The organism is Salinisphaera sp. (assembly GCF_002729955.1).
In the GTDB taxonomy this organism is placed as follows: domain Bacteria; phylum Pseudomonadota; class Gammaproteobacteria; order Nevskiales; family Salinisphaeraceae; genus Salinisphaera.
In genome coordinates this window covers 40980-61666 of sequence record NZ_PBYA01000034.1, presented here as the reverse complement: position 1 = coordinate 61666, position 20687 = coordinate 40980, and the positions used below count along the sequence as shown (strand labels likewise).

General features: G+C 65.3%; 16 protein-coding genes and 1 pseudogene. 10 read left to right on the top strand and 7 right to left on the bottom strand.

Annotated elements, in window-relative coordinates; translation table 11 throughout:
- The first annotated feature begins 223 nt into the window (after positions 1–223).
- Positions 224–2581, top strand: coding sequence for a hypothetical protein (locus CMN27_RS10605; RefSeq protein WP_293626304.1), 2358 nt, complete (start codon positions 224–226; stop codon positions 2579–2581).
- Positions 2578–4320: a hypothetical protein gene (locus tag CMN27_RS10600; RefSeq protein ID WP_293626302.1), complete on the top strand. Its 1743-nt coding sequence runs from the start codon at positions 2578–2580 to the stop codon at positions 4318–4320. The genes CMN27_RS10605 and CMN27_RS10600 overlap by 4 nt, the downstream gene beginning before the upstream one ends.
- 71 nt (positions 4321–4391) lie before the next feature.
- On the opposite strand, the gene CMN27_RS10595 is transcribed toward CMN27_RS10600, so the two are convergent.
- Positions 4392–6503 carry a TonB-dependent receptor gene (locus CMN27_RS10595; RefSeq protein ID WP_293626300.1) on the bottom strand — a complete coding sequence of 704 codons (2112 nt, stop codon included), beginning with the start codon at positions 6501–6503 and terminating at the stop codon, positions 4392–4394.
- 177 nt (positions 6504–6680) lie between these two features.
- Between CMN27_RS10595 and CMN27_RS10590 the strand changes: the two genes are divergently transcribed.
- Entirely contained in the window at positions 6681–7862 is a 1182-nt protein-coding gene (locus CMN27_RS10590; RefSeq protein ID WP_293626298.1) for an SO_0444 family Cu/Zn efflux transporter, read from the top strand.
- Entirely contained in the window at positions 7859–8971 is a 1113-nt protein-coding gene (locus CMN27_RS10585; RefSeq protein ID WP_293626296.1) for a DUF6607 family protein, read from the top strand. The genes CMN27_RS10590 and CMN27_RS10585 overlap by 4 nt, the downstream gene beginning before the upstream one ends.
- Positions 8972–9027: 56 nt before the next feature.
- On the opposite strand, the gene CMN27_RS10580 is transcribed toward CMN27_RS10585, so the two are convergent.
- The 4 genes from CMN27_RS10580 to CMN27_RS10565 are packed head-to-tail and all read right to left on the bottom strand — an operon-like array spanning position 9028 to position 12658.
- Positions 9028–9894 carry a metal ABC transporter permease gene (locus CMN27_RS10580; RefSeq protein ID WP_293626294.1) on the bottom strand — a complete coding sequence of 289 codons (867 nt, stop codon included), beginning with the start codon at positions 9892–9894 and terminating at the stop codon, positions 9028–9030.
- On the bottom strand, positions 9891–10814 hold the full coding sequence (locus CMN27_RS10575; RefSeq protein WP_293626292.1) for a metal ABC transporter permease: 924 nt from the start codon (positions 10812–10814) through the stop codon (positions 9891–9893). Before CMN27_RS10575 ends, CMN27_RS10580 begins: the two co-directional genes overlap by 4 nt.
- A complete protein-coding gene (locus CMN27_RS10570; protein ID WP_293626290.1) occupies positions 10811–11746 on the bottom strand; it encodes a manganese/iron ABC transporter ATP-binding protein in 936 nt (311 codons plus the stop codon). Before CMN27_RS10570 ends, CMN27_RS10575 begins: the two co-directional genes overlap by 4 nt.
- A gap of 39 nt (positions 11747–11785) precedes the next feature.
- Complete coding sequence (locus CMN27_RS10565) at positions 11786–12658, bottom strand: metal ABC transporter substrate-binding protein (RefSeq protein ID WP_366515448.1); 873 nt, start codon at positions 12656–12658, stop codon at positions 11786–11788.
- A gap of 115 nt (positions 12659–12773) precedes the next feature.
- Here CMN27_RS10565 and CMN27_RS10560 point away from each other — a divergent pair.
- From CMN27_RS10560 to CMN27_RS10555, 3 genes and pseudogenes are all read left to right on the top strand, one after another.
- Positions 12774–13841, top strand: a pseudogene (locus tag CMN27_RS10560) (carbohydrate porin); the annotation flags it as partial.
- Positions 13759–14157 carry a carbohydrate porin gene (locus CMN27_RS17445; protein ID WP_366515447.1) on the top strand — a complete coding sequence of 133 codons (399 nt, stop codon included), beginning with the start codon at positions 13759–13761 and terminating at the stop codon, positions 14155–14157. The pseudogene CMN27_RS10560 and the gene CMN27_RS17445, both read left to right, overlap by 83 nt.
- Before the next feature lie 66 nt (positions 14158–14223).
- On the top strand, positions 14224–15120 hold the full coding sequence (locus CMN27_RS10555; RefSeq protein ID WP_293626287.1) for a metallophosphoesterase: 897 nt from the start codon (positions 14224–14226) through the stop codon (positions 15118–15120).
- Between the two features lie 177 nt (positions 15121–15297).
- Here the strand turns inward: CMN27_RS10555 and CMN27_RS10550 are convergent, their stop codons facing one another.
- Complete coding sequence (locus CMN27_RS10550; RefSeq protein ID WP_293626286.1) at positions 15298–16515, bottom strand: MFS transporter; 1218 nt, start codon at positions 16513–16515, stop codon at positions 15298–15300.
- A 2-nt stretch (positions 16516–16517) separates the two neighbouring features.
- Positions 16518–17543: a bile acid:sodium symporter family protein gene (locus CMN27_RS10545; protein ID WP_293626285.1), complete on the bottom strand. Its 1026-nt coding sequence runs from the start codon at positions 17541–17543 to the stop codon at positions 16518–16520.
- A gap of 142 nt (positions 17544–17685) precedes the next feature.
- Between CMN27_RS10545 and mutM the strand changes: the two genes are divergently transcribed.
- The 3 genes from mutM (at position 17686) to CMN27_RS10530 (ending at position 20687) form a co-directional block, all read left to right on the top strand.
- A complete protein-coding gene (gene mutM / locus CMN27_RS10540; protein ID WP_293626284.1) occupies positions 17686–18501 on the top strand; it encodes a bifunctional DNA-formamidopyrimidine glycosylase/DNA-(apurinic or apyrimidinic site) lyase in 816 nt (271 codons plus the stop codon).
- A 45-nt stretch (positions 18502–18546) separates the two neighbouring features.
- A complete protein-coding gene (locus tag CMN27_RS10535; protein WP_293626283.1) occupies positions 18547–20136 on the top strand; it encodes an FMN-binding glutamate synthase family protein in 1590 nt (529 codons plus the stop codon).
- Between the two features lie 128 nt (positions 20137–20264).
- On the top strand, positions 20265–20687 hold the full coding sequence (locus CMN27_RS10530; protein ID WP_293626281.1) for a DUF1232 domain-containing protein: 423 nt from the start codon (positions 20265–20267) through the stop codon (positions 20685–20687).

The window sequence follows — 20687 nt, the reverse complement described above, 5'->3', positions numbered from 1 at the left end:
GCCGCGGCGAATCCGCGCTCGTCGCGAAGCTGTCGACAACTCAGCCGCATCGCCGCTCCTGCAGCGCAGCAACCCGCTGTCGGCAAAAATCGGGGCACGTCAACGCGCACACGAAAGTCGAGTGCTGTACACCCGTTTTCATCCTCCGCTCTCAAAACCCATGTCGCCTCATCCAGCAAGCCTTGCCGGCTCCATGCACGCGACCCTTTCTCGTAGGTCTGTTTTGAATCGAAAAGCTCTTTGGATCGCTTTACTCGTCATCATCGGCGGCTTCGCTCTTGCCGCCTATACGCTGTATTCGCCGGGCGGTGCCGTGCGCTTTACGCCCACCGAAGGCGAGGTGCGCGATTATGCGGTGGCCAGCCGGGTGGAAATCATCCCCGAGGATGCATCGCGCGCCAATGAAACAAGCAGTACGGGCGTGCTGCGCTATCGCGTGGATCATGTCGGCGAAAGCACACGGCTGCGCGTGACCCCGGAACTGCTCGAGATCAAACGCGGTTATCAAACGCTGTTCTCCAGTAGCGAGGCCGAGGACGGCAACGCCGGCGAGGTCGCCGATATGCTGCGCGACGGCTTCGATCTCACCATCGATGCCGACGGCAAGAGCGATATCGCCCTGGTCGATCAGGACAAGATCGACGCACTCGAGATCGAGGCTCCCGGGCTCACCGGCGATGCCTTTCAGACCCAGATCGTCGATCCGACGATCGCCGCATCGCTGCCGGCACGCGAAGGCGCCGAAGTTCGTCTGGATGCCTATCGCGGCATGCACGACGTTGCCGTTAAGGTCACGCGGGTAACCGACGACTCGGTCTTGCTGCAAATCACCGGCCGTGCCGACACCCTCGACAACGACAACCCGATTAGCCGGCAACTGGCCGGCCTGGCCCTGGACGCACGTATCTCCGACGTACGTCTTGAAGCACGCGTACGCCTGGATCGCGCCACCGGCTGGCTTGAGTCGATGGCCGCCGTTTCGCATATGAATATACGCGTCGGCGACCACTCGGCCGCCGTTCGCAGTCTGGCCTATGCCGTGCACCGCGAGGACCTGGCCACGGGCTTGTATGCCGATGGCCTGTCGAACCTGATCACCGGCCCGTCGTTCGACGACGACCGCGAGTACCCCATACCGCAAACCCAGGCACAGGCCCAGGATGAGTCGCCCACCGCGCCCACCGAGCTCGATCTCGACGCGCGCAACCCGGTGTTCATGGCCGACGGCCACCAGCTGGGGCTGGCTTTTGAAGTCGACGCCTTTGACGAAATACCCTTCGGCTCGCTCGAGCTGACCGATATAACGCTCTACGACGACCAGGATCAACCGCTGAATATCCCGCTGGTATTCGACACACTCGACTACGACAGCCGGCCGGACAACCCCGGTGCCCTGCAGATATTCAAACTCCGCAGCCTGGGCTGGAACACGCCCGCGCTCGATCGCGTGGCCCGCGTCGAGGCGCAGTTCGAATACACGCCGACCGACGCGGGAGAGAAGACAACGCTCAAGCTCGGCGAACAACCCACGCAAGTGGGCGAAGACCGCGTCAAGGTGACCGCAAAGCCGGTCGCCAATGAAGACGACAGCTGGTGGGTGGATCTGTATACCTCGGGCACCGCGTATTACTGGCCCGATTCGACCACGCCCCAGCCCGGTCTGAGTGCACGAACGCTGGGCACAGCCCATGACAGCTGGCTCAGCACCACCGAAGAAATCGCACTGGCGCGTGTCGATCAGCCGCTGACCTGGATACAGCACTTCAAGGTGCAATCCGACCACACGCCCGCCGAGCTTGCGCTGCGCCATGCAAAGACCAGCACCGAAAGCCGCGCCTATCGCGTGTCATTCCGGGATTTCGCCGCGCGCTATAGCAACCGCGATCTGGCGCCGCCCGAGAAGAAGACGTTAAGCCGGCCAGACGAGCAGGCCACGCCGGCCGAAGGCCCGGTCGCATTTGACGACGTCCACACCGAGGATGCCGACAAGAACCGCCTGCGCCTGGTACTGCCCGAAGGTTTGGCCGGCGCCTGCGAACTGACCGCCGACGCCCCCGCGCTGGCCGGCCATGCGCTGCTCTGGCAACCCCGGCCCAGCGCCAATCGTTACGGCAGGCGCGCAGACGACGAAGACGCGCCGGGCGAGCAAACCTGGGAGCTGGCAACCGACGACGGCGTGCGGACCTATTTCTACGGCATCGAAGTGCAAACCACCCTCGCCTGCCCCGGTACGCCGCGCTGGCAGCGCATCGCGATCGACTCCGACAAGCCCTGGCTGATCGACCTGAAAGCCGTAACCGGCCGTACGCCAGATCCGCAGCGTTCCGCAGCGGCCTTTTTCGACAGCATTCGGTTTTACGACGCCGACGGCCATGCGTTACGTCCGATGCGCAAGGACGCCGCACCGGATCAACGCCTGGACGACTGGCAGACAGAAGCCAGCGAGCACGCACTGGACGATTACATGTACGACGATGGAGTCATCCGGCTCTGGGGCGCGGCGGATCACGTGATGGTCATGCAACTCGACGGCGAACCGCGCACACACAGCTGGCATGACACGCTCAAGGCGCTGCCATGAAGTGGATCCGGCATAGCGCAATCGCACTCAGTCTGGCCTGTGCGCATAGCGCAGCATTCGCCCAGGGCGTGTTCTGGCTCGATGAAGATTTCGACCCCGTAGCCAAAGCACAGGCCGTCTACAAGGCCACCGTCGCCGACGAGCGCGACGGCCCTGGCTGGCTGACCGATGTCCACACGATCGACAGCGATCGGCTGCGCTATCGCAGCTATCTGTCCGACCCCGACATAAACGCCGACGACAGCTACTGGGTCGGCTATTACGAAAGCCACGACCCGGAAAGCGGCGCGCTGCAACAGGTCGGGATCCACGACGCCGAGGGCCGCTTCAACGGTCTGGTGGTCGGTTTCACCGACGACGGCAAACTGGGGTTCGAAAAACCGGTCAAACATGGCGTGGTGGACGGCGAGGTGCGCTGCTACAACCGTGTTACCGGTCTGCTTCGCTGTCGTACGCCCTATGTCGACGGCAGGATCGAAGGCATCAAGCAAACCTACTCGGCGGGTACGCTCTACCGTCTCGAACAGTACGAAAACGACGAACGCAACGGCTGGGCCGAAAGCTATGGCAACGACGGCGAACACCTGACGCGGCGCAGCCACTATCGTAATGACAAACTCGACGGCGAGCAGCGTCACTGGAACGAAAAGGGCCGGCTTGTCCGGCTATGGCGCTACGCCGACGGCAAGCGACACGGCGAACAACGCAACTGGTTCGATAACGGCCAGCTCAGGAGCGTCGAACATTATCGCAACGGAAAATACGTTGGCGAGAATCGATGGTACGACCAGAAAGGCCGACCCTCGCGTTCGCGCACCTATGCCGACGACGGCAGCGGCGAACTCATCGCCTCGAAGAGCTACAACGGCGGCAAGCCCAGCGTGTTCATGCACCATGTCGAGCGCGATGGTGAAACGCTCAAGATCACGCGCTGGCACGACAAAAACGGCTATGTAACCTCCAAACGTATCGAGAACCCCGACACCGGCTATCGCGAGAATCTGTCTTTCTCCAGCAACGGCCTGGTTCGTCGGCACACAGTCGAACGCAACGGCCACCCGGTCGGCAAGCAATACAAGGCCAGCGGGTCCGACGGCGGGCGCTACACGATCGAACGCTATGACGACAACGGCAAACGCCACGGCGAGCAGGCCAGCTACCGCGACTTCGAGCTGTACGAGCATTCGCGTTTTCGCCATGGCACCCAGGTGGGCGATGCCGTGTCATACGACTACAGCGGCCTGCGTACCGAAAGCCACTACGACGATCACGGCGAACTCCACGGTACGCTGACGCATACCGACGACAAAGGCGAGCTGGTCTCGCGCGCACACTATCGACACGGCGTTCAGGTGGGCGAATACGTCGAATATCGTGCCTACGATCACCGGCTGGCGGCACAGGGTCGCTACGAAAACGGTAAGCGCGATGGCCCGTGGCGCACCCGCACGAACGAGCAGCTCTGGCAGGGGCGTTATCGCGACGGCGTTCAGGTCGGCCGCTGGGTCGCCAAGGACGAAGCCGGCTATGTCCTGGCATCCGGACAGTTCGACGATCAGGGCCGGCGCGATGGCCGCTGGTACCAGTTCGCGGACAACGGCCGCATGGTCGAGCTGACGACCTACAGCCACGGCGCCCGCGACGGACGCAGCGCGCGCTACGACGACGATGGCTCGATACTTTACGAGCAGCACTACCGCGACGACCGACGGGTCGCGCTCCCCGCCGACGACGCCTGAAACAAAGACAGCCCCCGCTGGCCTACAGCCAGCGCGGGGCGATCGTCGGCGTCAAAGTCGCCGGCTGCGGATCAGAAATCCGCGGTGAGGCTCACATAGGCGTTGCGGCCCGCGCCGGGCAGGCGCTGGCCGACGTCGATATCGCTGCCCGTCGCCCGGTTATAGCCGGCCAGGAAGTCGCGATACCCCTTGTCGAAGAGGTTGTCGAGGCCGGCGGTCACGGTCACGCTCGGGCTCACCCGGTAGCTCGCCGCGATATCGGTCAGCGCATAGCCGGCCGTTTCGGGCTCGCCCAGCCGTGCATCGGCGTGCGTACGCGAAACATGGTTCTGCTCGAAGATATAGCGCTGGGTGAGCGATACACGCCAGTCGGCGTCCTGCCAGGTCACGCCCGCACGCAGATTGGCCGGGGCGATACGATAGAGATCGTCATCGGTATCCCGACGCTTGCCGCGGGTATAGCCTGCCCCGGCATCCAGCCGCCAGGCGTCGTTGATGGCGTAGGCCGCGGCGATATCCGCGCCGTAGAGTTCGGCATCGACATTGGCATAGCGCAGCGGCGTGGGGTCGCCGTTGACGTTGCTCACCCGCTCGACATCGGAATCGATCGTGCCCGGCGTATCGTCGACCGCCACGCCGGTGATGTAGTCGTTCACGCGCCGGTAGAACAGCTGCGGCGAAAAGCTCAGGCGCTGGCCTTCGAAGTCGGTGCCCAGATTGATCTCGTAGGCCACCTCGGGGTCGAGATCGATATCGCCGATATGGTTGTTGCCGTCGGCGAGCCCCGCGGTGGCTTCCAGCGGGATATAGGCATAGCGCTCGACGTAGTGCGGAGAACGCGTCTTGCGCGCCAGCCCGGCATACACCGACCACTCGTCGGTGAGCGTACGGGTGAGCTTGGCGACGAGATCGATATTGTCGTCGCTTCGACGCTTGTCGGCGGCCGCGAAATCGGTAGCCACGTTCCGGGCCGGCTGCGGCAGACCGGGGGCCACGCCGCCGTCGCCGGCATCGGTGACCACCCGCGTGTAGCGCAGGCCCGCCTCGCCCGTCCAGAGCTCGGCCAGGGGCCCGGCCCATTGCCCGTACAGGCTATAGGTTTCGCGGCGGATATCGTCGAAGGCGTCGACGAAGAACATCGCGTTGTCCGGATCGCGCACGCGGGCATCGTGCTCGGCATAGCGCAAATCGAGCCCGCCGGAGAGCGTGCCGCCGAAGGCGGGATGGCCGAGATCAAGCTCGGCCGTATAACCACGACTGCTGGCGTCGATAAGACGTCGATCGGGCGCGCCGCCGTTGAGCGGACTGAAATCCGGCGCTTCGCGCAGGGTGTCGTTGCGCATCTGGTGGTCGACGTCATTGAACGAGATACGTGCATCGACCGTCGTATCGCCCAGCGTGGTCTTGCGCCCGAGCTGGGCGAGCGTGGTATCGAAGAACTCGATATCCAGCGGCAGGGCCGGCGTGCCGGTGCGCCCCGTATCCTGATGGCGTACGAACCCGGTGGTTTCGCCGGCAGACCAGCGTTTGCCGAAATCCAGGCCGTACTGGCGCCGGTCGTAGCTGGAGGCTCGAATACGCCCCAGCGGTGTTTTCTTATCGCTGGCCTGGTCGGTGACCGCGGACAGCCCGATCTTGTTGTGCTCGTTGGCCAGCTGTGCGCGCCCGCCCACGCTGTGGCTGTTATTCACGCTGCGCACGGTCGAGGACAGGCGCCCGCCCAGTTCGAATTGGTCGTTATCGCCGTACTGCCCCCGGTCGGTTTTCGCATCGATCACCGCGCCGATCTGGTCCACGCTGTCGGCAACCGACGACAGGCCACGTGTGACCGTTACGTCGTCCACGAGCGCGGCCGGCGCATAGTGCAGCGGCGGATCCATCCAGTTCGGCCCGCCGCTTGTCACGCCCATGCCGTCGATACGGACCGCGTTGCGATAGCCCGCACTGCCACGATACTGCGTCTGACCGGAGATACCGCCGTTGTCGAGCAGTGCGCCGTTGGGCACGTCGCGCAGTGCCGCTGCCGTATCCGCCGCCCCCGGCGCCGGTGTGCGCGTCTGCCGCTCGGCAGCGGGGGCCTCACCCTGGATATCGATCGGTTCAAGCGCGCTCGGCGACTGCGCCCAACCTGTCGTTGCCCAGACGCAACCCGTTGCCAACACGCCAAAAACAATACGCGACATGCTTTCCCCAAACGCTTGAAAGTGGCGAAACCATAGCGGGCACGGCCACTTGCGCCCATGCGGCAAATCGTCGCAGCGCCGGCTTGAAAGTGGTATACGCTCACCTGCAGGCGTTGCCGCGGCAGACCCGACCCCCGCTGGTATGCTGTCAGCGATACGCTCAAGACGCTTTTTTTCATGTCCATCGCTGTCGATATTGTCGTCAACACCGGACTGCTGTTCCTCAAGGCAGCGCCCTGGCTGTTGCTCGGACTGGTGATCGCCGCCGGTATCCGCGCCTTCGTACCGCAGCCGCGTATCGCGGGCTGGCTGGGCGGGCACGGTGCCTGGCCCACGATCAAGGCCGCGCTCATCGGCGCGCCGCTACCGCTTTGTTCCTGCAGCGTGATTCCGGTGGCGGTCGGCCTGCATCGCAGCGGCGCGTCGCGGGCGTCGACCACCTCGTTTCTGATCGCCACCCCGGAAACCGGCGCCGATTCGGTCGGCGCCTCCTATGCCCTGCTCGGCCCGTTTTTCACCGTCGTACGACCCGTTGCGGCGATCGCCAGCGCAATCATTACCGGCCTGGCCTCGCACCTGATGCCGATCGCAAAGCCCAGCGCCGCAGCGACTACCGGCGGCTGTTGTTCCCGCGTCAGCAACGAGCCGAACTGCTGTGCATCGCCCCCCGCGGCGAGCGCGGACAATTGCTGTGCGGGCGCCGAACCGGCTCGGCATCGCTCGGCTGGCGCGGCGGCGGCCCAACCGTCGAACACCGCGACGAGTGCGGACTGCTGCGGCTCACGCGATACCCCGGCAGGCAAACGCGCCCGCCTGGCCGAGGGGATGCACTATGCGATCACCCGCATCCTCGACGAATTCGGACTCTGGCTGCTGGCCGGGCTGGTGGTGGCCGGCATCACGTTGACGGTGGTACCGCCAGAAACCCTGGCCACCTATGGCAGCGGCTTTCCGGCCATGCTCATCATGCTGGCGATCAGCGTGCCGCTGTATGTCTGCGCGACCCAGTCCACGCCGATTGCCACCGCCCTGCTCGCCGCCGGCATGTCGCCGGGCGCGGTGCTGGTCTTTCTGCTGGCCGGCCCGGCCACCAACCTGGCCACGATCGGCGCCGTGCGACAGGAGTTCGGCAGCGCCTTTGCCGGCTTCTACCTGGGCTGCATGGGCGCCTGTGCGCTGGCATTCGGCCTGGCCACCGATGCGGCGGTCGCGGCCTTAGGTATCGACATGGTCACCGGCGTCGACGCCGATCATGCATTGATGCCGCTCTGGCTGTCGTTGCCGGCCGCCGTCGTGCTCGTCGCGATCTCGATCAAGCCGCTGCGGGCGCCCCTGCTGCGGCGACTCGAACCGGCATGAGCGGCCGGCCGACACCCCGGCACCGGGCCACCGGCGTGCTGCTCATGCTCGCCATGGCCTTCGCGCCCGGGCTGCAGGCGGCCACGCCCTATGTCTTCAGTCAGGGATTCGATAGCCCGTCGCAGGCCGTGCCGGCGCCACGTGGCGGCACCACCCGGGGTGCGCCGGTAGAACTGGACGCACGGGTGCCCGACGCCTATCGGGCGGTCCACGCAGCCGGCCTCGACAAGCGCGAGCGCGATGCCCGAGCCATTCGTGCCCTGGCCGGCGACTATCGCGCGACCTTCGAGTTCATCGAAACCGCCACGCTCGCGCCCGATATCGAACGCGACGCCCGGCCCTATCGTTCCTGGGCCACCGAACGCATCTTCTTGATCGCCGACCGTGCGACCGAGATCGAGCTGCAGCACATCATGGTGATGCGCTTCGTCGGCGACGACGGCGAGATCAGCGAACCGATGGTGATGAAGCACTGGCGCCAGCGCTGGCAGTGGCAGCCGGCCTCGATCTGGCGCTACGCCGGTGATCGCGTCTGGCGCAAAGCCACCCTATCCGATCGCGAAGCCGCCGGGCGCTGGAAACAGACGGTCTATCAGGTGGACGACTCGCCGCGCTACGAAGCACTCGGGCGCTGGCATTACGACAACGACGTGGCGAGCTGGCAAAGCGAACGCTTCGGCCGGCCGCTGCCGCGCCGCGAGGCCAGCGTGCGCGACGACTATGACGTACTCTCAGGCCGGCATACGCTCACGCTGACCCCGCACGGCTGGCTACACGAACAGCATGCCCGCAAGATCGCCGAGCGCGATGGCAAGACCACAGCTCTGGCCCAGGAGATCGGCCTGGTTCGCTACCAGCGAATCGTGGATACCGATTTCTCGCCGGCCGATACCTACTGGGTGCAAACACAGGCGTTCTGGGCAGCCGTACGGCGCTACTGGGATCGGGCCATGGCCGAACACGACCGCCTGGAAATCCGCGCGAGCGTGGACGGTAAGCCCTTGTTCGCACGGCTTTTCGAGGCCGCACAAAATACCGACACCGACGATGGCGACGCGCTCTCGGCGCAAGTCGCGGATATCATCGCGCCCTATATCGACGCGCCCTGATCGGCTGGCCCGCGGCGGCGGGGGCTCGCCAGCGCGACACGCCGGCGTGCGCGTCGCTAATTGGCTGTCGTATTGACGCTGCGCAACACCCTGCGCCGCGAGTTGCGACGGCTGGTCGTGAGCCGGAATACAAACGCCAGGATGAACAGCGCGGTCAGAACAAGCACGATGGTCGGAGCGGTCGCGCTGTCGATGAAAAAACTCAGATAAGCCCCGCCGAGCATCGAGGCCAGGCATACACCGACCGACACCACCAGCATGCGCCCGAAGCTGCGCACGGTCAGAAAGGCGATAGCGCCCGGCGTGATCACCAGCCCCACCGCCAGAATCAGCCCCACCGATGTCAGCGTGGCGACGATGGTCAGCGACAGACACACCAGCAGGCCGTAATGCAGCAGCGCCGTGTTCAACCCCGAAGCGCGCGCCTGGGCGGGATCGAAGGCATGCAGAACGAAATCCTTCCACTTGAGCAAGAGCAGTGCCGACACAGCCGCGCCGATCACCCCCGAGGTCATCAGATCCTCCCGGCTGATACCGAGCATATTGCCGAACAGCACATGGGTGAGATGTTCGTTGGTGTGCACCCAGGTGTACATGACGATGCCCACTGCGAACATGCCCGAGAACACCACGCCCAGCACCGTGTCCTGCTTCACGCGGCTGTTCTGCGACAGATAGCCGGTCGCCAGCACGCAGGCCATGCCGGCCACGAACGCGCCCACGATCAGCGGCGCGCCCAGAATCCAGGCCAGCACCACGCCCGGCAGCGTGGCATGGCTGGCGCCGTCGCCCATCAGTGCCCAGCCCTTGAGCACGAGAAAACAGGACAGCAGCGCGGTCGGCGGCGCCACGCACAGCGCAATCCAGAACGCGTTGCGCATGAAAGAGAATTCGAACGGTAGCAGCAGGGTATCCACGCTCATGAGCCCGGCCCCGTGTTGCCCGGCGCCGGCCTGTGCTCGCTGCCCTCTGCCCGGCGCATGGCCCGCTGGTCGCGCAAAGCCTGCGCGGCCTCGCGGCGGCTGGCCAGCAGGCCGTGCTTGGGCGCGAAAACGAACGCGCCCAGGAAGATGAGCGTTTGCAGACTGACGATGATCCCGCCCGTCGCGCCATCGAGAAAATAGCTGATATAGGCGCCGACGAAGCTCGTGAGCGTGCCGATGAGCACCGACAGCGCGATCAGCCGCGGGAAGCGATCTGATAGCAGATAGGCCGTGGCCCCGGGGGTGACCACCATGGCAATGACCAGAAACGCGCCCACCGTGATCATCGCCGCCACGATCGCCGCCGAGAGCAGCGCGAAGAACAGCAGCTTGAGCAGGTCGGGCTTCAGGCCGATGGAGCGGGCATGGTTTTCGTCGAAGAAGGTCACCATCAGGTCCTTCCACTTGGCCAGCAGCACCGCCAGCGATACGAAGCCGATGAGTGCGAGCTGCAACGTATCCTCGGGCGTGATGGCGAGGATATTGCCCATGATGATGGTCTGAATGCTTACCGCCATCGGGTTGAGCGACACCATGAACAGGCCCAGCCCGAAGAACGAGGTGAAGATGATGCCGATGATCACGTCCACCTTGAGCCCGGAGCGCTCGCTGAGAAACAGCATCGCTCCCGCGGCCAGCCCGCCGGCGATGAAGGCGCCCACGGAAAACGGCAGGCCCAGCATGAAGGCGCCGGCCACCCCGGGCACCACCGAGTGGCTCAGCGCATCGCCGATCAGCGACCAGCCCTTGAGCATGAGGTAGGCCGACAGGAACGCACAGACCCCGCCCACCAGTGCCGACACCCACATGGCCGTAAGCATGTAGCTATAGGTGAACGGCTCGACGAGCGTAGCGATCACGCGTCGCGCTCGCGCTGGGCCCGGGTCAGCGGCGCCTGGCGATGGCTGTCGTGCTCACCCGGATCCCCGTAGTGCACGAAGGGCCGCTCGTCGTCGGTGATGATCGACACTTCGCGCGGGTCGTCATCGTCGTGCAAGGTCGCGCCGCCCAGGCTGAAATGACGCAGCACGCCGCCGAAGGCGCGTTCCAGGTTGGCCCGGGTGAAGGTGGTTTCGGTCGGGCCGTAGGCGAGCACGGTCTGCTTGACCAGCACGCTCTGATCGCAGAATTCGGGCACGCTGCCGAGATTATGGGTGGAAACCAGCATCACCCGCCCTTCATCGCGCAGTTCGCGCAAAAGAGCAACGATGCGCTCCTCGGTGCCCACATCCACGCCGGTGAACGGCTCGTCCAGCAGGATCACCTGGCCGTCCTGGGCGAGCGAGCGGGCCAGAAACACGCGCTTGCGCTGGCCGCCGGAGAGCTCGCCAATCTGGCGCTGACGAAAATCGGTCATGCCGACACGTTGCAGCGCCAGCTCGACGGCCTCGTGATCGGCCCGCCGGGGTCGGCGCAGAAACCCCATATGGCCGTAGCGGCCCATCATCACCACGTCTTCGACGAGCACCGGAAAACTCCAGTCCACATCTTCCGACTGCGGCACGTAGGCGACCATATTGCTGGCCAGGGCCTGCTTGACGCTGCGCCCGAGCAGGCGGATATCGCCTCCGGCGACCGGCACGAAGCCCATGATCGCCTTGAAAAGGGTGGACTTGCCCGCGCCGTTCACGCCCACCAGCGCGGCGATCGAACCGCGCGGCGTGGTAAAGCTGGCGTCGTAGAGCGCGGTATGGCCGTTGCGATAGGTCACGGTGACATGCCGCGCCGCGATGCCCTCCGCCCGGCTGTTTTCCGGCGTAGCCCGGTCGGAGCGCGCGCCAGACTCAGCCATGCTGCATGTCTCGGCGGGTGTTTCGGCTGCGATCAAGGCTCATTCGCGGCGCCCGTGCAGGCCGTCGGCGATGGTTTGTGCATCGACACGCAGCAGGTCCAGATAGGTGGGCACCGGGCCGTTGGCCTCGGATAGGGAGTCCACATAGAGCACCCCGCCGTAACGCGCGCCCGTGTCGCGGGCGACCTGCCGGGCCGGCGAGGTGTTAACGGTGCTTTCACAGAAAACGGCCGGAATAGCGTGTTGCTTGACGCCGTCCACCACCTTGCGCACCTGTTGCGGGGTGCCGGTGCGCTCGGCGTTGATGGGCCAGAGATAAAGCTCTTTCATCCCGAAATCGCGGGCCAGATAGCTGAACGCCCCCTCGCAGCTGACCAGCCAGCGCTGGGACTCGGGAATCCGGGCGATGCGATCGCGCAGCGGTGCGATGGTGTCGCGGATCTGTTTTTTGTAGGCGGCGGCGTTGTCGCGATAGGCATTGGCGTGGTCCGGATCGTGCTCGATCAACGCATCGCGAATGTTGTCGACATAGATTTCAGCCCCTTCAAGCCCCATCCAGGCATGCGGGTTGGCCATGCCTTCATAGTCGCCGGCCGCGATGGCAATGGGGCGCACGCCGTCGCTGAGCGTGGCCGAAGGCACATCGCCCAGATGGGCCAGGAACTGCTCGAACCAGCGCTCCAGATTGAAGCCGTTATAGAGAATCAGGTCTGCATCGCTGGCGCGTACGATGTCCTGCGGCGTGGGCGAATAATCGTGAATCTCGGCGCCCGGCTTGGTGATCGAGACCACCTCGGCATGATCGCCGGCGACGTTGCGCGCCATGTCGGCCAGGATGGTGAACGTGGTCGCTACCTTGAAGCGCGCATCGTCACTGGCCAAGGTGGGCGTCGCGCCCGCCCAGCAGGCCATGGCTACGACCGTGATCATCCAGCCTCGAATGCCCATGCGTAACTCCGCCAAGAACTGAACAAGAAACCAGGACGCGCCCACAGCCTGTATAACGTCTGGCCCTAAAGTTTAGCCAATGCTAAATTTTGGCGCCGAGGCTGTCAATCGCAATATTGGCGCCGAGCAATCGAATAAGAAGACTCAAGGAATCCCCATGCCCGGACACCGTACTCAGCCCGCCTCGAAACCGTCAGTTCGCCTCGCCTGGCGAACGACACGACGTTCAGGCGGTGCACTCGTCTCCACCCTGCTCCTTGGCGCGTTGATGGTCGGCACCGAACCGTCCATGGCCGAATCCACCGACGAGGCCGACGTGAGCGGCGCACCGGATATCGCGACCCGCGATACGCTGTTCGGCGATATGGGCGGGCTGCGCCCGGCCGCCGAAGCCGGTGGGCTGAGCTTCGACGCGGTGGCCATCGGCGATTATTCGATCGTACTCGATGGCGGCGCCGACCCGCGCGCCACCGCGGCACGCTATCTGATCGAGGCCGGCATCGAACTGGATACCGAGGCCGCCTTTGGCTGGCCGGGCGGCACGCTGCGTGCGTCCTACCTGGGCTTTCACGGCGACAACGGCAACCTCGACAGCGGCGATATTCAGGTGTATTCCAACATCGACGAAACGCCGCTGGATGCCTTCTATTCGCTCTGGTATCGCCAGGATCTGTTCGACGAGCGTCTGGCCGTCAAGCTCGGCAAGATGGACGCCAACGAAGACTTCGCCTATGTCGACAACGGCGACCAGTTCCTGAATTCCTCGCCCGGCTTTTCGCCCACGATCCTGGCGTTCCCCTCCTACCCGGATCCGGCCACCGCCATCGCGCTATTCGCCGAGCTGCCGGGCGGTGTCTATGCCCGTGCCGGCCTCTATGACGGCTCCAGCCTCAACGGCCGACGCACCGGCACGCGTGGGCCGGATAACTTCCTTGGCGACGACAGCGATCGCTTCAGCGTGGGCGAAGTCGGCCTCGATTACAGCTGGGCCGACCGGGATGGCCGCCTGGGCCTGGGTTACTGGCGCCACGACGGCGATTTCGCCCGCTTCGACGGCGGCATGGATGACAGCAGCGACGGCCTGTATCTGGTCTGGGATCAATCGCTCTACGAAGACCCGGCCTCGTCGCTGGCCGTGGACGGCTTTGCCCAATACGGCCAGGCAGGCCGACGAACAGGTGAGCGAATTGGCCACGCATATCGGCGCCGGGGTTCAGGCGACCGGCCTGGTCACCGACCGCCCCGACGATGTCACCGGCTTGATGGTCAGCCGGGTGGATTTCTCCGACGCGCCGGGCGCCGGCTTTATCGACGACCACGAGACCGCGGTCGAAGTCTTCCATGCCGTACAGCTCACGCCCTGGATGACGCTCAAGCCGGATTTCCAGTACATCGTCAATCCCGGCGGAATGGGCCTGGACGATGCGAAGGTCGCCACGCTGCGCGCAGAGATCGCTTTGTGATCACGACCGGCCCGGCATGACGGCACGGGTTTGACGTCGAAGCCGTGTCAGCCTAAAACGTTCGCCATGAAATTCGGCGTCATCGGCGACATACACGGCTTCTGGGACGAACGCGACACGGCGTTCTTCAATACCAGCGACTACGACATGCTGTTGTTCGTGGGCGACTTCGCGCGGGTGGTCAACGCCCTGCCGGTCGCCCGCCAGCTCGCCGCGCTCACCAAGCCTGCCTGGGCGATTCCCGGCAATCACGACGGCGTGGGGCTGTGGCAGCTGCTCGCCGAGGTCAAGAACCGGCCGTTGGCGGCCCGGCTGGGCGCGCGCGGCATGCAAAAACGCGTACGCCAGCTCGACGAGGCCCTGGGCGGCATACGCCTGGGCGGCTATACCCTGGCCGAACTGGGTCGCGATCTCGGCCTGCTTGTCGCCCGTCCCCATGCCATGGGGCCGAACCGCTTCTACTATCGCCACTACCTGCAATCGGCGTTCGGCGTGACCGATTTCCAGTCCAGTGCGGACAAACTCTGCGCGCTTGTCGACGCCGCACCTGCCAATCTCGTTGTGCTTGCCCACAACGGCCCCGCCGGGCTGGGCAATACGCCGGGTACACCCTTCGGCTGCGACTTCGACCCGGAATACGGCGATTTCGGCGACCCAGATTTGCGTGCGGCCATCGATCATGCCCATGCCACGGGCCGGCGCGTGCACGCCGTGCTGGCCGGGCATATGCACCATCGCAGCAAGCATACCGGCGCCTGGCGTGATACCTGGGCCCAGGACGCCACCACGCTCTACCTCAACGCTGCGCGCGTGCCGCGTATCGAGGACGACGGCGCGAAGCGCCACCATATTGCGCTCACCGTCGAGGGCGATACGGTTCGGGCCGAAACGGTATTCGTGGACAACGACGGCCGTGAAACCGGACGGTGCCCGCTTGGGCGCACGACGCCGACTAACGACTGATCCGGCGACTCAAAGCCTTGCCTGATGCGGCGAACGACTCGTTCCGTCGCCCTCATAAAAACAGAAGACTTGTCCGCGAATTAACGCGAATCAAGGCAAGAGACAGGTGGCTGGGAGGCGGGCTGATCTGCTGTTCGCGCCTTAAGCCGAAGGTTTTGAAACGCGCGTCAGAAGCCGTCAGCGTTCACGCGCGATCAGCCAGCACAGGGGCAGCGCCATCGCCAGCATCAATACGCCGACGCCGGCATAGCTCGGCCCAAAGCCGAGCCAACGGCCCAACTCGAGCCCCGCAGCGGGGCCGAGCGCGCCGCCGAAGTCACTCGACCACTGATAGACCGATAACGCCCGGCCGTGCAGATGCGCCGGCGCCACGTCGCCGAGCAACGTGAGCAGCGGAATGGTCAGCCCGCCCGAACCGACGCCGATCACGAGCAGCGCCGCCGCCGCGGTAAGCGACGTGCCGGCCAGGCCGAGGCCCACGAAACCGAGCGCAACCAGGGCCATGGCCGGCAGCAGCAGGCGTGTACGCGAGGTCGAACGATCGAGTACGCCGCCGGCAGCCAGCGACGCGCCAGCCCGGGCGCTCATCAACACCGCCATCAGCAGCCCGGCGCTGCCTTCCGCGCCGAGCCCGAACACGAACAGGCCGCGCTGATCGACCAGCACCGCGATGGTGGCCAGCAGCACGCCGGAGACGGCAAAGAACAGCAGCGCGTTCGCCGCCCAGATGATGCGCAGCGTTTTCACGCTCAGAAGCGCATGCCACTGTTCGCGGGTGCTTTGGCCGTCGGCCCGGCGTCGCTTTTCTTCAGCCCTTGGCGCGGGCGTGGGTGGCAGCACGAACAGCGTCAGTGCCGCCGCGGCCACGCTCAGCGCGGTCGCAGTCAAGAACGCGGCATTGGCCGATGCGCTATCGGCGATCAGTCCGCCGATGACCAGCCCCGCCGGCAGGCCGAGGCTAATGGCCGTACGCACGCGCGCGGTCATGCCACCACGGCTGGCACGGGGCGCGATGGCCATCACCGCCGCCAGGGTGCCCACCAGCAGCAGCGACGAACCGATGCCCCAGATCACCCGCCCGGCGAGAAACCAGAGGCCCGGTGAGTCGGCGACCAGCCCGAAGGAGAAGGCGAGCGTACCCAGCGCCTCGATCGCCAGGCCGACGGCCACCGGCCAGCGCGCACCGAAGCGATCCAGCAGACTGCCGGTGACTGGATTGAACCCCAGACGGGTGATGCGGTTCGCCGACAGGATCAGCCCGATCATGAAGCCGGAGATGCCCAGATCCATACCGATGACCGGCAGAATCGGAAACACCACCCCACCGCCTACACCGCCCAGAAAGGCGATCCCGGCGATGGCCCAGCCGGTCGCCGGCCGGGCCGGCGCAGCCATGCTCAGCGCGTGACTCCCGCGCCCGCACGGCCGACATCGTCAGCTTCGGCCGCATCCGCCGCACGGCCATAACGGGCGGCGATCAGCGCACAGACGATCAGCTGCAACTGATGAAACAGCATCAGCGGCAGCACCGCACTGCCCAGCGCGCTGCCCGCGAACAATACCTTGGCGATGGGAATACCGCTGGCCAGGGATTTCTTGGAACCGCAGAACAGCAGCACGATTTCATCCTCGCGGGAGAAAAAGCGCCGACCGACCAGGAAAGTCAGGCTCATCACCAGGGCCAACAACACGGCACATACCACCGCGATGACCGCCAGCGCCGACAACGGCGTGCGCTGCCAGAGCCCTTCCACCACCGAAGCACTGAAGGCGCCATAGACCACCAGCACGATCGAGCCCTGATCGACGAACTTCACCAGCTTCGGATGGGCGGCCACCCAGCCGCCGATCCAGCGCCGGGCGATCTGGCCGACCACGAAGGGCAGCAGAATCTTGACCAGGATATCGACCACGGCATTGAGCGAGCCGCCGCCGCTGATCGACTCGCTGCTGATCAACAGGCCGGCAAGCAGCGGCGTGATGAAAACGCCCAGCAGGTTGGACAGGCTGGCACTGCATACGGCGCCCGGAATGTTGCCACGGGCGACCGAGGTGAAAGCGATCGACGACTGCACCGTCGACGGCAGCAGGCAGAGAAACAGCACGCCCGCGAGCAGTTCCGGCGTGAGCCAGCCGGCGAGCAAGGGTTGGCTCACCAGGCCAATCAACGGGAACAGCGCGAAGGTGGCCAGCAACACCGCCACATGCAGCCGCCAGTTCGTCGCCCCCGCATAAATGGCATCGCGCGAAAGCTTTGCCCCGTGCAGGAAGAACAGCAACGCGATGGCGGCGTTGGTGAGATAGTCGTAGTAGACCGCCGCCGTGCCGTGGATCGGCAAGAAACTCGCGAGCGCGATTGCACACAGCAGCGCCACGATGAATCGATCCGGCAGGATCCGCTTGAGCCAGCTAAGTTTCTGCATAGCGCAATTATACCGGCGGCAACGCGCCATGTTCATGGTGCGTGAATATCACCGGATTCCGGCAGCCGTTTGGACGGCGCATTCACGGGGGAGAAGGCCATGCCGGGGCGGCCCTGTTCGATGATCGTGGCAGAATGTCGCGATGCCCGAACTGCCCGAAGTCGAAACCACGCGCGCGGGGATCGAACCGCATGTGCGCGGCCAGCGCGTACGCACGGTCATCGTGCGGCAACCGCAGCTGCGCTGGCCGGTCTCCGCTGCACTTGCCGAGGTCTTACCCGGCCAGGTGATCCGCACCGTGCACCGGCGGGCGAAGTATCTGCTGTTCGAAGCCGAAACCGGGCATGTCTGCCTGCATCTGGGCATGTCCGGGCGGCTGCGTATCGTGCCGGCGGATACGCCGGTGGTCGCCCATGACCATGTCGATATCGCCCTCGACAACGACTGGACGGTGCGCTTCAACGACGCCCGGCGTTTCGGCTCGATCTTCTGGCTTGACGAAGCACCGGACACGTTTGCCCTGCTCGCCCATCTGGGCCCCGAGCCGCTGGGCGATACGTTCGACGGCGACTGGCTTTACGAGCGCTCGCGGGGCCGTCGCGCGCCGGTGAAAACATTCATCATGGACAGCACGACCGTGGTCGGGGTGGGCAATATCTATGCCTGCGAAGCATTGCACGCCGCGCGTATTCATCCACGTCGGCCGGCCGGGCGTATCGGCCGGAGGCGTTACCATGCGCTTGCGACGGCCATACGGCAGGTACTCGCCGATGCCATCGTCGCCGGGGGCACGACATTGCGCGACTATATCGGCGTGGATGGGGATACCGGGTATTTTCAGCTCAGCCTCGCAGCCTATGGCAAGGCCGGACAGCCCTGCCCGCGCGGCTGCGGGCCGATTCGCCGCGAAGTGATCGGCCAGCGCAGCACCTTTTTCTGCCCGGTGTGCCAGACATGAACGCGCTGTACCGGCGCCCCGATTTCTACTGCCTGGATTGAGTCCATGCGCTATATCGCTCTAATCGCCTTCGTCGTTGCCACCGTGGGGTTCGGCTATCTCACCCTCGGCATGCCGCGCTATTTCGGGCTGTTCTTTTTGATCAGCGTCACCTTTCTGGGCATGGGCCTGCACGATTTCTTCCAGCGCGAACATGCGCTGCTGCGCAACTATCCGTTGCTGGCCCATTTTCGCTGGATGATCGAAGCGATCCGCCCCGAGATCCGCCAGTACCTGCTGGAGTCGGATACCGAGGCCGCCCCCTTTTCGCGCGAGCATCGTTCGCAGGTGTACCAGCGCGCCAAGAACGTCAACGACGCCGATCCGTTCGGCACCGAGCACAACGTCTATGCCGAAGGCCACGAATGGCTGGTGCATTCCATTGCCGCCAAGACCCCGAGCGAAACGCCGCCGCGGGTGCGTATCGGCGGCCCGCAGTGCACCCAGCCCTATGAAGCCTCCACGCTCAACATTTCGGCGATGAGCTTCGGCTCGCTGTCGGCGAATGCGATCCGCGCGCTCAACCTGGGCGCGGCCAAGGGCGGCTTTGCCCACGATACCGGCGAAGGATCGGTCAGCCGACACCACAAGGAGTTTGGCGGCGATCTCATCTGGGAGATTGGCAGCGGCTATTTCGGCTGCCGACACGCCGACGGCAGCTTCGATCGCGATCAATACGTGCAGGTCGCCAACGACGACCAGGTCAAGATGATCGAGATCAAGCTCAGCCAGGGCGCCAAGCCCGGCCACGGCGGCGTGCTGCCCGGCTCCAAGGTCACCCCCGAGATCGCCGAGGCACGGGGTATCGAAGTCGGCCAGACCTGCGTGTCGCCGCCGGCACACCCCGCCTTTTCGACCCCCATCGAACTCATGGAATTCATCGCCGATCTGCGCGAGGGCGCGAACGGCAAGCCGGTGGGCTTCAAGCTGTGCGTCGGTCACGGCTGGCAGTTCATGTCCATTGCCAAGGCCATGCTCAAGACCGGCATCACCCCGGATTTCATCGTCGTCGACGGTGCCGAGGGCGGTACCGGTGCGGCCCCGCTGGAGCTGGCCGATCATGTCGGCACGCCGCTGCGCGAGGGCCTGGTGTGGGTACACAACACGCTGGTGGGCGCGGGGCTGCGCGATCGTATCCGTATCGGCGCCTCGGGCAAGATCACCTCGGGCTTCAAGATGGCCGCGAACATGGCCCTGGGCGCGGACTGGTGCAACTCGGCACGCGGCTTCATGTTCGCGGTGGGCTGTGTGCAGTCGGAATCCTGTCATACCGACCGCTGCCCGACCGGCGTGGCCACCCAGAACAAATGGCGTCAGCGCGCGGTGGTGGTGCCCGACAAGGGCGAGCGTGTCTACAACTTCCATCGGCGCACGGTCGCGGCCATGCAGGAAGTCGTGGCCACGGTCGGCCTCGATCACCCGGGCCAGCTCCGCCCGGAGCATCTGTGCCGGCGTACCACCGACTCCGAAATCCATACCGCCGATCAGGTCTACCGGTTTCTGGAAACCGGCGAGCTGCTCACCCGCCAGGGCGACGGCCGCTACGAGCAGGCCTGGCGCAAGGCGCAGGCGCACAGCTTCCTGCCGGCGATCTAGGGCGTATCGTCATATCTCATGACGATACGCCCTCGACCGGCGAACGATACGGATACGCGCAGGGCCCGTGCATGCGCTACGCTCGGTGATACCGTTCTCATCCAGGGCGCACCGCGCCGGGAGTACCGATGACCGTAACGACCGTTCACCGACCGGCGGAGCCCCCGCAGAGCGCGGCCGAAGTCCGCGACTATGCCGGGCAGTATTCCAATACGCGCTTCTGGACCAAGGTATCGCGGGTGGCCAAGCGCGCCGGCTACGAACTGCTGGAAAAGGCCCTGTGGCTTCACTATGCCGCGCAGCGGCCGGAAACGCCGCGCTGGGCCCGGGTGACGGCCTACGGCGCGCTGGGCTACTTCATCCTGCCGATGGACGCGATCCCGGACTGGCTGTTCGGTTTCGGGCTCACCGACGATCTGTCGGCCCTCGCGCTGGCCGTGGCCGCGCTTTCGCAGTACATCAACGACGACGTACGTCGACGCACCGCCCAGAAGCTCGATCAATGGTTCGACCGCCCCGAACACAGGCGCCCACTGCGGCGGGTCGAGTAA

Coding starts and splice junctions, on each gene's coding strand:
- CMN27_RS10530 (WP_293626281.1), top strand. CDS start 20,265: ATGACCGTAACGACCGTTCACCGACCGGCGGAGCCCCCGCAGAGCGCG.
- CMN27_RS10535 (WP_293626283.1), top strand. CDS start 18,547: ATGCGCTATATCGCTCTAATCGCCTTCGTCGTTGCCACCGTGGGGTTC.
- CMN27_RS10585 (WP_293626296.1), top strand. CDS start 7,859: ATGAGCGGCCGGCCGACACCCCGGCACCGGGCCACCGGCGTGCTGCTC.
- CMN27_RS10555 (WP_293626287.1), top strand. CDS start 14,224: ATGAAATTCGGCGTCATCGGCGACATACACGGCTTCTGGGACGAACGC.
- CMN27_RS10565 (WP_366515448.1), bottom strand. CDS start 12,658: ATGGCCTGCTGGGCGGGCGCGACGCCCACCTTGGCCAGTGACGATGCG.
- CMN27_RS10580 (WP_293626294.1), bottom strand. CDS start 9,894: ATGAGCGTGGATACCCTGCTGCTACCGTTCGAATTCTCTTTCATGCGC.
- mutM (WP_293626284.1), top strand. CDS start 17,686: ATGCCCGAACTGCCCGAAGTCGAAACCACGCGCGCGGGGATCGAACCG.
- CMN27_RS17445 (WP_366515447.1), top strand. CDS start 13,759: ATGACAGCAGCGACGGCCTGTATCTGGTCTGGGATCAATCGCTCTACG.
- CMN27_RS10545 (WP_293626285.1), bottom strand. CDS start 17,543: ATGCAGAAACTTAGCTGGCTCAAGCGGATCCTGCCGGATCGATTCATC.
- CMN27_RS10595 (WP_293626300.1), bottom strand. CDS start 6,503: ATGTCGCGTATTGTTTTTGGCGTGTTGGCAACGGGTTGCGTCTGGGCA.
- CMN27_RS10590 (WP_293626298.1), top strand. CDS start 6,681: ATGTCCATCGCTGTCGATATTGTCGTCAACACCGGACTGCTGTTCCTC.
- CMN27_RS10550 (WP_293626286.1), bottom strand. CDS start 16,515: ATGGCTGCGCCGGCCCGGCCGGCGACCGGCTGGGCCATCGCCGGGATC.
- CMN27_RS10600 (WP_293626302.1), top strand. CDS start 2,578: ATGAAGTGGATCCGGCATAGCGCAATCGCACTCAGTCTGGCCTGTGCG.
- CMN27_RS10570 (WP_293626290.1), bottom strand. CDS start 11,746: ATGGCTGAGTCTGGCGCGCGCTCCGACCGGGCTACGCCGGAAAACAGC.